The organism is Thiomicrospira aerophila AL3, from assembly GCF_000227665.2.
Lineage (GTDB): Bacteria > Pseudomonadota > Gammaproteobacteria > Thiomicrospirales > Thiomicrospiraceae > Thiomicrospira > Thiomicrospira aerophila.
Genome location: NZ_CP007030.1, coordinates 574,764 through 589,315, shown reverse-complemented (window position 1 = coordinate 589,315; position 14,552 = coordinate 574,764). Strand labels below are relative to the sequence as shown.

The 14,552-nt window shown below is 45.0% G+C and carries 6 protein-coding genes; 1 reads left to right on the top strand and 5 read right to left on the bottom strand.

All coding sequences use genetic code 11. The annotated features are described in order from the left end of the window. Positions 1-56: 56 nt before the first annotated feature. Positions 57-758: a putative metalloprotease CJM1_0395 family protein gene (locus THIAE_RS02735; protein ID WP_006459975.1), complete on the top strand. Its 702-nt coding sequence runs from the start codon at positions 57-59 to the stop codon at positions 756-758. Here the strand turns inward: THIAE_RS02735 and THIAE_RS02730 are convergent. The 5 genes from THIAE_RS02730 to THIAE_RS10490 all read right to left on the bottom strand — a co-directional run bounded on the left by THIAE_RS02730 (position 755) and on the right by THIAE_RS10490 (position 14,475). Further along, positions 755-4,474, bottom strand: coding sequence for a response regulator (locus THIAE_RS02730; protein ID WP_006459974.1), 3,720 nt, complete (start codon positions 4,472-4,474; stop codon positions 755-757). The two genes, THIAE_RS02735 and THIAE_RS02730, sit on opposite strands and share 4 nt — an antisense overlap. Continuing rightward, a complete protein-coding gene (locus tag THIAE_RS02725) occupies positions 4,475-6,496 on the bottom strand; it encodes a response regulator (RefSeq protein WP_006459973.1) in 2,022 nt (673 codons plus the stop codon). An 11-nt stretch (positions 6,497-6,507) separates the two neighbouring features. Further along, positions 6,508-10,338 (bottom strand): PAS domain-containing protein, encoded by a 3,831-nt coding sequence (locus THIAE_RS10495; RefSeq protein ID WP_006459972.1) that lies wholly within the window; start codon positions 10,336-10,338, stop codon positions 6,508-6,510. A gap of 204 nt (positions 10,339-10,542) precedes the next feature. Next, positions 10,543-10,671, bottom strand: coding sequence for a hypothetical protein (locus THIAE_RS10950; protein WP_006459971.1), 129 nt, complete (start codon positions 10,669-10,671; stop codon positions 10,543-10,545). A gap of 18 nt (positions 10,672-10,689) precedes the next feature. Next, the gene (locus tag THIAE_RS10490; protein ID WP_084332756.1) at positions 10,690-14,475 is read right to left on the bottom strand and encodes a PAS domain-containing protein; all 3,786 of its coding nucleotides are present in this window, start codon (positions 14,473-14,475) and stop codon (positions 10,690-10,692) included. Positions 14,476-14,552 lie beyond the last annotated feature (77 nt).

The following is a 14,552-nucleotide window of genomic DNA, read 5'->3' as shown; positions in this document are numbered from 1 at the left end:
CAAGACTAAACTGTTGTTAAGTATAAACATTTTGATTTAACAAGAGCGATTAGATTATGGACATAGGTGGAGGCTTGGCTTATATTCCGTCTGCTTGGGCGCCCAAACCCCAAGCTGCGTTGAATACGCAACCGAGCCAACCTGTATCTATCACACCCAATGCAACAGCAGATGAAAGCGCTAATCCATCTACATCATCCCCCACTAGCCAAAATCCTTTAGCGGCTAGCGATACCGCCACCGATCTTCGTGAAGATGCCAAAGAACGTCAGCAGCGCCAGGCTTACGAGCAGGTGATTGCCCAGTTACAAGCACGTGACCGGGAAGTCAGAGCGCATGAACAAGCCCATCTTAGTGCGGCCGGACCCTATGCTACCGGTGGCATTCAATATGATTATCAAACTGGTCCAGATGGCAAGCAATATGCGGTGGGGGGTTCGGTCGGCATCGACGTTTCTCCGATACCGGGCGACCCTGAAGCGACCATCCAAAAAATGCAAGTTGTGCAACGCGCAGCCCTTGCCCCAGCTGAACCCTCTGGTCAGGATATCAAAGTGGCGGCTCAAGCGGCACAACAAGCCGCTGAAGCACGAATTGAACTGCAAGCAGAACGTGCCGAAGAAATGAATGAACTTAACCAAGATGATACCGATGAACCCACTCAGCCTGATAACCTAGCTGAGATCAACGATAACATTGAACGTAATAATTTTGACATTCGCATACAGCTGCAAAACGCCCTCAACCTTGAAGGCTAAGGGGCAACAAAAACCCGATTGCGGCCCTTTTCTTTAGCTTGGTAAAGTGCATCATCAGCACGTTTCAGCAATGCTATGGAATCTTCAGCTTTATCCAAACAGGCAGACACCGCGCCAACACTCACGGTTACCACATCCGCTGCGGCTGAATATTCATGAGGTATCGCCAACTGAGAGACCGCTTCTCGTAAGGCTTCGGCTATGGTCTGTGCTCCCTTAAGATCCGTTTCCGGCAAAATCACCGAAAACTCTTCACCACCATAACGTGCCACCAAATCTGCAGGGCGTTTTATAACATCTTGTAGCGCTTGGGCAACACGCTCAAGACAAATATCACCCTGACCATGCCCATAACGATCATTAAAAGGCTTGAAGAAATCAATATCAATCATTAATAAAGCTAAAGGTTTCGAACTTCTGGCTAAACGATGACTTTCCTTATGCAGCGTTTGATCAAATTGGCGTCGATTCGCTAAATGAGTTAAACCATCAATTTGCGACATTTGCTCAAACAAATCGGTTTTCAACTTTAAGGCTAAATGGTTACGCACTCTTGATTTCACTATTGGAAGATGGAATGGCTTAGAAATATAATCCACCGCACCAATATTTAAACCCTTTTCTTCATCATGTTTTTGATCCAAAGACGTCACAAAGATCACCGGAATATTTTGTGTGTCTGGATCATTTTTTAACGCTTGGCAAACCTGATAACCATCCATATCCGCCATCATAATATCTAATAAGATCAAATCAGGCTGAGGGCTTGTTTTCACCAACTCTAAAGCCTTTGCACCAGAGTTGGCTAACTTAAGTCGATAATCGTCCTTTAAGCCATTAGCTAGAATTTTCGCATTAGTCGGCTCATCATCAACAATCAAAATAAGTGGCTTAGTGCGCTTAGCCAGTGCAGCCACTGTGTCATTAATATTGTCTTGCTGAGTATCTAACAATAATTGTGCGGCAGAATCCTCAACCGCTTTTTCAACACTCAGCTCCTGCTCTTCAACTGGTGTTGTATCCTGTTGTTCCCAGTCTAAAAACTGCGCTAAGGTTTGCTTGAGTTTAAGTTTATCTATCGGCTTAGCTAAATGCGCATCCATGCCTACAGCTAGCGCCTTTTGCTTGTCCTCCACCATCGCAGCTGCCGTTAGCGCCACAATAGGTAAAGATTGATTGAACTGACGAATCACTCGGGTCGCCTGATAGCCATCCATCACCGGCATTTGAATATCCATTAACACCAGATCAAAATCATGCTGTTTAACCGCCTCTACACCCAGGGCTCCGTCCTCGGCAAAATGAAGGACCAAGTTCAGCTTTGACAACATCTCTTTAATCACTTCACGGTTAATGTCATTATCTTCAACCACTAGAATGCGCTGACCTTTAAACTGCACTTCACTTTCAACATCTATGACCCCAAGCTCAACTAAACGCTCCAACTGGTTAATGGCGTTATATAAGCCTGAAGGACTAAATGGCTTATTCAACAACGGAAACTCATCCTCAGACATCATTTGCATATAACGCTGATCATAAGCGCTCACCATGAGTAAACCTGGCAAATCTAGTTCATGGTCAGAGTTCAAATAAAGTGATTTAATCCGTTTTAACGCCTCTAAACCATTCAGATTAGGCAACTCCCAGTCCATCAGAATCACTTTATAAAAGCGTGCGTCATCTAAATGAGCATTGACCATCGCCACCGCTTGCTCACCATCAACAGCTTCATCCACCTCAAAGTCCCAAGACTCTAAAATTTCTCGAAGCACCATGCGACTAACTGGTTGATCTTCAACAATTAGCGCGCGACAGGGTAATGGATCGCATTTAAAATGGTGTGGTTTATCAATCTTTTGTAATGGCAAAACAAAGCTCAACTCAAAACTAAACACCGACCCCTTACCAAATTCTGAGTGAACCTCAATATCAGAGCCGCCCATTAAATGCACCAAACGCTGACTAATCACCAAACCCAGTCCTGTGCCGCCATGTTTGCGAGTTATCGAGGTATCCGCTTGAATGAAAGCTTTAAATAAATTTTGCTGCTGAACCTCGGTCATACCTATGCCGGTATCACGAATCGCAAAAATCAACTTAGCATTTTGACCCTTAGCCGGATGGGTACGAATACACAGCTCAATCTCACCATGTTGAGTAAACTTAATCGCATTACCCATTAAATTAGTCAATACCTGGGTCAGACGCAAACTATCTCCAATCAAAGCTAATGGCACATCTGGTCGCACATGGAACACCAGCTCTAAGCCCTTTTCAGACGCTTTATCACTGAACAAAACTGAAATTTGGTCAAGCACGTCACTTAGCGAAAACTCGGCCTCCTCAACTTCCATTCGCCCACTATCAATCTTAGAATAATCAAGTACATCATTAATAATCCCAAGTAATAAACGCCCAGAATCATGGACCTGATGAATTCGACGAGAAATGTGTAAGGGCAGGTTTTTATCGTCCAACAGCATATCGGTAAGACCAATGACCGCATTCAATGGTGTTCGAATTTCATGACTCATATTCGCTAAAAACTCTGATTTTGCTTGATTCGCTTGATCGGAGGCCTGTTTAGCTAATTTCAACTCCAACATGATGTTATTTTGTTTGGCTAATAACGCATTAAAAGCGTTTAGCAATCGTCCTAGTTCATCCTGACGTTTTATGGCAATAGGCTCTAAAGTGTTTTGAGTTTCGTCTACCAGCATCTTATCGACCTGATCGGCGGCCAACTCAAGTGGTTTAAGCTCCCGGCGAATAAACCACACCATACTTAAAACAACCATAATAAGTAGGATAACAACCAGGCCTACTAACTTAGCCAACAAGCTAATAACGGGCTGCATAATTTCATCAGCTGCAACGGTATGCACAACCAACCAATCCATGTTGTCAAGTTTTGTTGCGGTAAACATGACCGGACCACAAAATTGACTTTCACCTACACCTAAACGCACGCCCTGGCGGATTTGAGTCAGAATCTCACTATCAGCAAGCTCATCTAACGACTTTAATACCAACTCGCGTCGCGATGCCGTTACAATTAACTGATCAGCTAAATCGATAACATAGAAGTGATGATTAACATCGATAATATCCTGCGATAGGCTGAGAATAAAATTATCTTGTGCTAGCTTAGTAACACCAAATACATAACCCAAAACACGCTGATCATTACTCAAAATAGGCGCATAAATATGAAATACTGGCTCTTTTACCGCGCGGCCAATAAAAATACCCGTAATCACAGGTCCTTTCGCTGCCATCACCTCATCAAAGAAAGGCCTATCCGCTATGTTTAGTTCGGTACGACCAGGAACATGGGGCGAGTCCACAATTAAACTTCCGTCAGGATCCATCACCACCAGGCCAGCATTAAAAAATTCATGCAACTTAATGCGGGTATCGAGCGTCTGCTGCATCTCGGCTAAGCTTCGCAAAGCTTCACCATCGGCCAGTAAATCAGCTAATTGCATTAGCGTGTTTTTTCGATCCGTCAATTCTTGGTCGATTCTATGCACCAACTGCTGATTCAGCGCCTCTTTTTGCTGTAGCTGTTGCGTTTTAGTTTCACTATAAACGGTATAGCCCACGGCTAACGCCACGATAAGCGTTAAACAGATAAACACAATCTGGGTAAACAGAATTAATCTTTGTGCTTGAGTGAGTTTTTTAGTAAATGAAAGGTTTAAAAAAGTCATCTAATCCTCAGATTGGGTTCGATTGGCTAAATAGTGATTGATTAATTGCCGCAGTTGTTCACTATCCAGCGGCTTAGCTAAATGATCATTCATGCCAACCGCTAACGCTTTATTTTTATCTTCGACCATAGCGGCCGCGGTTAAGGCAATAATAGGTGTAGCAGCGTCGAAGGCTCGAATCTGCTGGGTCGCTTGATAACCATCCATCACCGGCATTTGAATATCCATTAAAATTAAATCAAAGTTTGAGCTCTGGGCTTGATTAACCGCGTCTAAACCGTTTTGAGCAATAATAACGCTTAAACCCAAGCGCTGCAGAAATTCTTGTGCCACCAGCTGGTTAATTTCATTATCCTCAACCAACAAAACACGTCCAGTTAATGGACTAACGGAGCCTTGCTTATCTAGATGTTCATCAACTGACAAAGCTTGCATCGAAACCGGAATACAAAAACGAAAAGATGACCCTTTCGCAAGTTCAGATTGAATAGTTAAACCCTCGCCACCCATCGCACAGATCAGTTTTTCACTGATCACCAGCCCTAATCCCGTGCCACCAAAACGACGCGTAATGGAGTTATCAGCTTGCTGAAAAGGTTGCAATAATTTAGCCTGCTGCTCAACGCTCATGCCTATACCGGAATCATCAACTGCGAAACACAACCAGGCCTGGTTAGCAGCATCTAACTCCTCACTTACAGTCAAACACACCTCACCCTGCTCAGTAAACTTTAATGAATTGTTTAACAAATTGTTTAGTATTTGTTGCAAACGCTGATTATCAGCAAAATACACCTTCTTAGCATCAATCTTTAAATCAAGCTTAAAGGCTAAACCCTTCTGTTTTGCAATTGGCGCATGCAAACCAGTTAAGTTTTTTAACAGACTTTTCAGTTCAAAGTTGCGTGCTTCTAAAACTAGCTTGCCCGCTTCAATCTTCGAAAGGTCCAAAATGTCATTTAATATCGTAAGTAATAGCTGTCCCGACTCATAAATACGCTGCAAATACTGATCTTTTTTATGCGTTTTATCGTCCATGAGTAACTCGGTTAAACCAAGAATACCATTCATCGGTGTGCGAATTTCGTGGCTCATGTTAGCCAAAAATTCCGATTTAGCACGATTAGCTGCCTCGGCTTTATCAACGGCCTGCTGTAGAGCTTCCAAATGGGTTTTACGTTGATATAACAACCAACTAATATAAGAAGTTGGCGCCATCAGTAACAAGGCTAAAAGTAACAACCAACTATAAATTTGCAACGCATTAGGCGCTTGGTTTACCCAGCCCTCTTGCGGCATCGCCGCTAATTGCCAACTACCATAAGGTAAATATACGGTTTGCAAAAGGCTGTCCTGCTCAAAGAGGCTCGCATCACCGAAAAAAACCGCGCCCTGCTCACCTAGAGCATCTTGACCACGAATTGCAATATTGAGTTCAGTATCTAGCAGGCCTGCTTGTTGGTAAAGATCATCAATACGAACAACAGATGACACAAGCCCCCAAAACACTTCATGACCATCTTGCTCAATAAAAACCGGAAAACGACCAATCAGCCCCACCCCACCCTGTAACAGATTGACCGGCCCAGCCAGCAGCAAACTGCGCGCCTCTTTAGCACGCAACGCCGCCTCCTTTTGCGCAGGAATATCCAAATAATTAACCCCAACAATCGCTTCATTACCCTCAAGTGGATACATATACTGAACAGTTAAGTCAGGAGCGGCGGCAATATTTTGGATCAGCGGAAAATCATCTATAAGCGTAGCAACAAATCTGGCATAGGTTTGCTGAGAGAGCGTTGGATCAAGTTTAATCATCGCAATGAGACCTTCAACACGGCTCATACTGCTTATAACTTTACTTTCAAGCTGCACGCGTAACTGACTCAATTCATTGTCAATTTGATGCTGCTGGTCGAGTAACGCCTGCTCTTTTGCAAGTGACAGGGTGTAAAAAGTGGCGATAGCAATCAGTACCGTAACCAGCAACACAGGTACTAAAAAAGTTATGCGCGTAATCATTACTTGCAATATTAAACCCTAGCCTGCTGGTGAATCAGCGCGCTGAGCCTTGCGGCCGCTTGATCAAATTCAAAATCATCTAATTCTGTTCGGATAGCAGACCAGGCCTGGTGATAGGAGGTAGGTAACTGTTTGGCGAGTTGATCTAACTCCGCATCATCAATAAATTCTCTCTGTTTGATCCGCTCTCGCAACGACTCCAGCGCCATAATCATCGTTGAACTAAGTTCCGCAATACCTGCTTGTCGCTGAGACTGTGGTGTTGCAGATTCAACTGCGCCATCCAGCAAAGCCTGTTGTGTGGCCTTAAAGACTTGAGCAAATTCATCGATTAGTGCAGCCGCTGGAATCTGACGCTGTTTTAACTGCTCGTCCAAGTGCCGGCTTAAATCAAACAAAGCGGTAATGGCCAAATTACCAGCGACACCTTTTAGGGCATGATTTTGCTGTTGTAATTTTGTCCAAACCTCATCCGTGACACGGCTCAGTTCTTCTTTCGCAAGGCTTTGCAACTCGGCAACCAAGCCTTCATAGTCTTGTTCGAGCTGATCGGCAAACTTTGAGAGCAGTTTGTCATACAAGGCTTGGTTGCCTGCCAATAACGCCAACCCGGCTTGCTTATCGATTAAAGCCGCCGTGGTCTGTTTTGCCGCTTGAGACGCCTGCATATTATTATCCTGATATGAATTCGATGTTTGAATCGCCTGTGTGCATGCCTCGGCTAAGTAGGTCATAATCACACGTCTCAATTCATCGCTGTTTATCGGTTTGCCCAAATGGCCATTCATGCCCGCCGCCAAGGCTTTATGTTTATCTTCAATCATCGCAGCAGCGGTGAGCGCGATAATCGGCACGTCAGCGTTAAACTGACGAATCGCGCGAGTGGCTTGATAACCATCCATCACCGGCATTTGCACATCCATTAACACCAAGTCAAAATCCTGCTGTTTAACGAGATCAACTGCCCGCTGGCCGTTTTCAGCCAAAGTCACCTGCAAGCCCATTTGCCCTAACTGCGCTTGCGCCACTTCTTGATTGATTTCATTATCCTCAACGAGCAACACCCTGCCTACTAATTGATGCAACTGACTATGCTCAACTAAGCGGGCTTGCATTAAATCTTGTTCTTGTTGGTCACAGACTTTAAAAGGCAAATTAAAGCTAAAAATAGAACCTTGATTAACCTCTGACAAAACCTGAATATTATCGCCCCCCATTGCAGTAACCAGACGCTGACTGATTACCAAACCCAACCCTGTACCGCCATATTTACGCGTAATCGAAGTATCGCCCTGTGAAAAGACCTTAAACAACTGCTGTTGTTGACTAGGCGAAATCCCAACACCACTATCCTCTATAGCAAAACGAATCAACACATCACCGGGGGGGAGTGCTATCTGCTCTTGGGCCATTGCTTTGGTAACCTTAAGCCGCACATACCCCCTATTGGTAAACTTAATCGCGTTGCCGAGTAGATTAGTTAATACTTGGTGCAAGCGCATATCATCACCCACCAAGGCTTGCGGCAGATTTTGATCAAGATTCAATTCAAAGATTAAACCTTTATTTTGCGCTGTTTGCGCCAGCATACTTTTCAGATTGTCTAACTGCTTGGGTAAATAGAAAGGATGCGGATCAATTTCAAGTTTGCCCGCCTCGATTTTGGAGAAATCCAAAATATCGTTGATAATGCCTAATAATAGTCGTCCAGAAGCATAGATTTTGTGAAGCTGTTCATGCAGTTTATCAACATCCCGTTCTCGCATTGCCAGTTCACTTAATCCAATCACACCATTCATCGGGGTGCGAATCTCGTGACTCATATTGGCCAAAAACTCCGACTTGGCGCGATTGGCGGCATGGGCGGCTTGCTGTGCTTGATCCAACACCCACTCTTTATGTTTTCGCTCGGTGATATCTTGATGGGTACCCGCCATCCATTGCGGTTGACCATCGGCTGTCCAGCTTACCACTTTGCCGCGATCTAGCACCCAAATCCAATGGCCATCTTTATGGCGCATGCGGGCTTCAACTTCATAATGATCCACCTCACCTTTAAAATGCGCATTGAGTTGTGCTTCAGATTCGGCTAAATCCTCGTCATGCGCAAACTGCATCCAGGTTTCTATAGTGGTCGGCTGTATTTCACTGAGTTGATAGCCAATCATCTCTGCCCAGCGCTCATTAAAAATGGTTTCGCCGGTTTGCACATTCCACTCCCAGGTGGCGACCCCCGTACCCCAAATAATATTTTCCAGCCGCTTACGTTCATGGCGCGTTTTGTCGGCCGCCGTTTTTTGTTCGGTGATATTTAGATGGCTGCCCATCATTTCGATAGGCTCGCCCTGTTGATTAAGTTTGGTGACTTTCCCGCGCCCCTGCAACCACACCCAACCATCCTGGGCATTTTTTATGCGATATTCGACCAAAAATCCGTGATTATTCGCCACTTGGTCTTGAATATTAGCAAACACCTGCTCAATATCGTCAGGGTGTAACAGCGTGGTAAACTTATCAATACTCATATCAAACGCATGAGGTCGATAACCCAGTTGAATATAGGCCTGGTCACTCCAATACACCTTGCCGGTTTGCATGTCCCAGGTCCACAAACCGGTTTCGGATGCTTCGAGCGCAACATCTGAACGCAATTGAAGCTGCTCGGCTTGATTTTTGGTTTCGATTAATTCTGTTTGATCAAGTAAATAGCCATACACTGACACCACTTTGCCGGTTTTGTCATCATAAATCGGGCGGGTGTAATCATAGAACCAACGTGTCTGCCCCTGGGCATCAATCACACGATAGGACTGTTGCACAAAATCCTGGCGGTCATCTATTGCCTGCTGCAATTCTTTGACTGTTCGCTCAAGGTCATCCGGGTGCACAATTTGACCAAACTCAAAGCTATCGGCTTTCATATATTCAGGGCTATAACCCAAAACATCCTGCACATTGTCTGAAACAAACAGCACCGGCCATTTGCCTTCTACTCGCCAATTAAACAGTAAAACAGGGCCGTTTTTGAACAGCTCACGCTCAGCTTGGAAATGCTGCTGCTGTTCCAACAGATGAGTCTGCCAGTTTTCATAGACCAACGCGACTAAATCTTTTTGGTGCAAAATACCGACTATCTGATCATCTTGCGCAACCACTATACGTTTAATCTTTTTCTCCCGACTAAAGGATAAGGCTTGCTGTAACGACATATCACCCGCTAATGTAATTAGCGGCGATACCATAATCTGCTCGATCGCAATATCACTCGATGTTTTTTGAGCTAAGGCATGGGTAATATCTTGTTGAGTGACAATGCCCACGGCTTGCCCATCACGCTCAATAATGGCGGCAGTGTGTTGCTGTTCACGCAGATTCAACAACACGGTTTTTAGCGAAGCCGTAGCCTCCACGGCCAGATAATTAGAAAGATGAACCAGATCATTGATTTTTTTGTATTCGGACAGGTAGTGAGGGTCAAGATGAGCGGCCAGATCAGAATAACTGACAATACCGCTCAATTCACCCTGCTGATCGAGCAGACATAGGTATTCAAATGCGCCCTGCTTGAGCGCACTTAAACCGTCAATCACGGTGGCGGTTTCCGCCAAGCTATTAACTTTCTGTAAATCAACATCCGCAAGCGGCTGATCGAAATCCAACTCTTGCAAGCGAAAGGCAATCAACTCACGCGCGGTGAGCATTCTTAAACCCGACTTGCCAGTGATCACCACATCACGCAACTGGTGCTGATCCATTAAATCAACGGCGTGTTGAATGCTACGGTCATCAGCTAGGGTGATCACGTTTTTAGTAGCGATACTGGCAAGCGTAGGAAAAAACATAATTTAATATTTTCTAATTTGACCTAAATAGATTTAATGTTAATTCAAATGGCGCCCATTTTCTATATAAACCTTCGCGCCTTCTAGCGTCTTGCTAAGGTTTATTGTGCAGCTCAAGCTGTTTAAAAATGCGCAACCCTTGCCCAGATTGCTGACGCGCATCGTTGATTGCAGCGAGCTTGAGCCAATCAGCCAAGGTATGCTTTAACCTATTTGAAACCTGTTCCTGCGAAAGAAAAAATCAACCACATTACTTGCATTGGTATAAATATCCGCAATATAAATTGAGAGCAAGTCCTCGGCTTGTTCCGTCAAATCCGCCAGTGTCTGCATGATTAATTTCCTTGTTATTTAAATCGAAGCGCGATGCGTAAATGGAATTTTCTCACGCGTAAGATAGTTGATTAAAACTCTATCCTGCAACGCATCATCGACCAACCAGGCCTGGTTGATGGTGCTGGTTTCGATTGACTTTATCGCTTGCGTCGCATTATTCGCGACTTTGACTTGATAATCGGCTTGCGCTTGTTGCGCCAGGGTTTTGAGTTGCTGTTTGTCTTGGCAGACGATTAATAACACCGGTTTGGCTTTTGGTTTTACCGAAATTTTGGACTCTTTCGGCAAATGTTCGCTTAATACTCGATACAAATCATCAGAATTGAGAGGTTTGGCGAGATGGTCATTCATGCCAACACTCAGCGCTTTGGCGCGATCTTCTACCATTGCCGCTGCGGTTAAGGCGACAATCGGCATACTTGCATTGAACTGGCGTATCGCTTGGCAGGCCTGGTAGCCGTCCATCACCGGCATTTGAATGTCCATTAGAATTAAATCAAAATCCGGTTGCTTGGCTTTTTCCACCGCGATTTGACCGTTTTCAGCCAACTCCAAGGCTAGGCCGAGTTGCGTTAGCATAGTGGCAGCGACTTCTTGGTTGATTTCATTGTCCTCAACTAATAATACTCGACCTGATAGCCGTGTTGGCTCAGTGTGTTTAGGCTGGGGGTTGAGTTGGATTTGTTGTTGTGGATTACAGGTCATCATCGGCACACTAAAACTAAAGATTGAACCTTTATTCGGTTGGCTTTGGATATGGATGTCATCGCCACCCATTAACCTGACTAATCTTTCGCTAATCACTAAACCTAGTCCGGTTCCGCCATGTTTGCGGGTGATGCTGGTGTCGGCTTGGGTGAAGGCGTTAAACAGCTTTTGCTGTTGTTCAGCGGTCATGCCAATGCCGGTGTCTTGAATCTCAAAACTTAAAAACACCCCGAATGGGTTGTTGGCTGGACTATCAAGCTTGATGCTTAAACGCACTTCGCCTCGATCGGTAAACTTAACCGCATTGCCAATTAAATTCGTCAGCACCTGACGCAGCCGCAAATTGTCGCCATATAAACATTGCACACAATTGTCTTTACAGGCACATTGCACGCTAAACGCCAAGCCTTTTTCATGGGCCAGACCTTCAAATAAATCCGTCAGTTCGTCTTTGAGTTGCGACAATTGAAACTGCTGTGGATCCAGTTCTAACTTACCCGCTTCGATTTTTGAGAAGTCGAGAATGTCGTTGATAATGCCCAACAATAACCGCCCTGATTGATTCACGCGTTCAAGCTGGTGGTGCATTTTTTGCGGGTCGGTTTCGGTTAAACCCAATTCCGACATGCCGATAATACCGTTCATCGGTGTGCGGATTTCATGACTCATATTGGCCAGAAATTCAGACTTGGCTTTATTCGCCGCATCGGCTTCGCGCTTAGCTTGCTCTAGACTGGCTTGATAAACCTTTTGCTCGGTAATATCGAGGCCGGTACCGCGATAAGCAATCAATTCACTCGAGTCAGAAAACACTGGAACGCCACTAACCCGTTGCCAGATAGTCTGACCATTCTGATGAATGCACAGGTGCTCTAGATCCTTAAACGGAATTTGTTGTTCTACCTTGTCTGCAAAGTAAGCCCCAACGCGCGCTTTTTCTTCATCAGGCATAAACTCAAACGGGGAACGTCCAATAAGCTGCTCAACCGCCAACCCTAGTACGTGGGTAATTTGCTCAGAAACAAAAATATATCGACCCTGTATATCCACTTCCCAAATATATTCACCGGCGGCCTTAATCACGTCCTTAAAACGCTGCTCGGATTCTTCGAGTTTCTGACGCGCCTGCTGCAGTACCAACTGCTGTTCTTTTTGCGCTTGAATTTCCAAATGGGTGCCCATCATTTGGATTGATTGCCCTTGTTCATTCATTTTTGTGGTATTGCCGCGCCCTTGAATCCACGTCCAACCGCCTTGTCCATTTTTTAACCGGAACTCGACGACAAACGACTTTTCTTGCGCCACTTGCTGTTCAATTGAATCAAACATCGGCTGCAAATCGTCAGGGTGCAATAAACTTTGAAAAACCTCAAGACTGAGTGGAAAAGCTTGAGGTGCATAGCCTAACTGCACAAAGGCTTCATTTGACCAAGTGAGATCATTATTGAGTAAATCCCACGTCCACAACCCGATCATTGTCGCCATCATGGTTAAGTCATACTGTCTATTCTTCTGTTCTAGCGCGAGTTGCTGTTGTTTTTGGTTGGTAATATCATGCACAAAACCGTGCCAGATAATCGTACCGTCATCGCGACTGGAAGGGGTAGACTGCGAACTCAACCAACGGGTTAAACCACTAGGCAAATTAATACGAAATTCTTGCGACCAAGGTGTAAAATCGCGCACTGACTCTTCGATTGTATCCATTATGCCTTGAATATCATCTGGATGCACACGACTAAATAGCTCAGACGCATCATGCTGAACATCCTCAAACTGCAGATCAAATAAATCGGCAATCGCGGGGCTGGCAAACGAAAAACCAAAACTGCCGTCTGGATAGCGCACCATCTCATAAATCATACCGGGAATATTACTTGATAAAGACTGCAAACGATGATGGGCATGTTTTATTTCAGTTTGGTCTATCAAATAACCCAAAATTTCTACCACCTCACCCTGCTCGTTATACACCGGGCGCGTGTAGTCATAAAACCAGCGGCATTGGCCTTTAGCATTGATGAGGCGATAGTTTTGCTCCCAAAAAGTTTGTTTTTCTGCAAGATATTGGCTGACTTCTTGCCCAATCTTCTCGATATCATCAGGATGTACGAGTGAAACAAACTGAAAATCAGCCGCCAAAATCTTTTCAACCGGAAACCCCAGAATATCCACCACATTAGGCGAAACAAAATTCACCGGCCAACCTAGCTCGGGCCGCCACTTAAACACCAACACCGGCCCACCGGCAAACAAATCACGCTCATTCTTTAAGCGTTCTTGCTCTTGAGCTAAGCGCTCACCCCAGGCCTGGTACACCAAGGTCACCAACTCTTTTTGATGCAATACGCCTAAAGCTTCACCGGATAGCGTATCGATCACTAACAAACGTTTAATATTATGGGCGCGCGCTTGAGCCAAGGCATCGCCCAGTGTCAATTGACTAGCAAAGGTTTTTAACGGGGACGACATTACGGTTTCAGCCAGTACTGACAAATCCGCATCCTGATCAAACAAACGGACAATATCGCTCTGGGTAATCATGCCCACCGGCTTTTGTTGCGCAAACACCACCGCCGCAGTTTGCTGTGCTTGACTCAGCTTGGCAAACACCTGCTCAACACTGTGTCTGCTGTCCACCTTGACAAACTGCGACATGCCTAACACTTCAGCCAGGGTTTTGGATTGCGCAAGGTTTTCCGGGTCGAGATAACCGGCAAGATCGCTAAAACTCACAATACCCACTAACTTGGCTTGATCAACCAGGCACAGGTATTCATCAGGGTGACAACGAATAACCTCCAACGCCTGTAACACCGGTGCTTCAGGCGGTAAGGTGGGGACAGCATTCAATTCTACTTGACGCAAAGGCTGGTCAAAGTTGACCTGTTGTAAGCGAAAATGGATCAATTCGCGGGTTGTCAGAATCCGCAACCCCGCCTCACCGGTCACAATCATATCGCGTAATTTACGCTCAGCCATTAAATGCACGGCATCATTAATCGATTGACTGTCGGCAATCGTAATCACATTCGGGGTCGCAATCTCGCTCAGCTTAGGTAATAACATTGGATTATCCGTAAGTTGTCTCATTGCTCAAATATACCCCTTGCTATGTGGCTTTTCCATGATTTAAGTAAATATTATTGAAGGAAGTCAAATGCCATAAG

Bases quoted from the DNA above. Each gene is read 5' to 3' on its own strand.
- THIAE_RS02735 (WP_006459975.1), top strand. From the start codon at position 57: ATGGACATAGGTGGAGGCTTGGCTTATATTCCGTCTGCTTGGGCGCCC.
- THIAE_RS02730 (WP_006459974.1), bottom strand. From the start codon at position 4,474: ATGACTTTTTTAAACCTTTCATTTACTAAAAAACTCACTCAAGCACAA.
- THIAE_RS02725 (WP_006459973.1), bottom strand. From the start codon at position 6,496: ATGATTACGCGCATAACTTTTTTAGTACCTGTGTTGCTGGTTACGGTA.
- THIAE_RS10495 (WP_006459972.1), bottom strand. From the start codon at position 10,338: ATGTTTTTTCCTACGCTTGCCAGTATCGCTACTAAAAACGTGATCACC.
- THIAE_RS10950 (WP_006459971.1), bottom strand. From the start codon at position 10,671: ATGCAGACACTGGCGGATTTGACGGAACAAGCCGAGGACTTGCTCTCA.
- THIAE_RS10490 (WP_084332756.1), bottom strand. From the start codon at position 14,475: ATGAGACAACTTACGGATAATCCAATGTTATTACCTAAGCTGAGCGAG.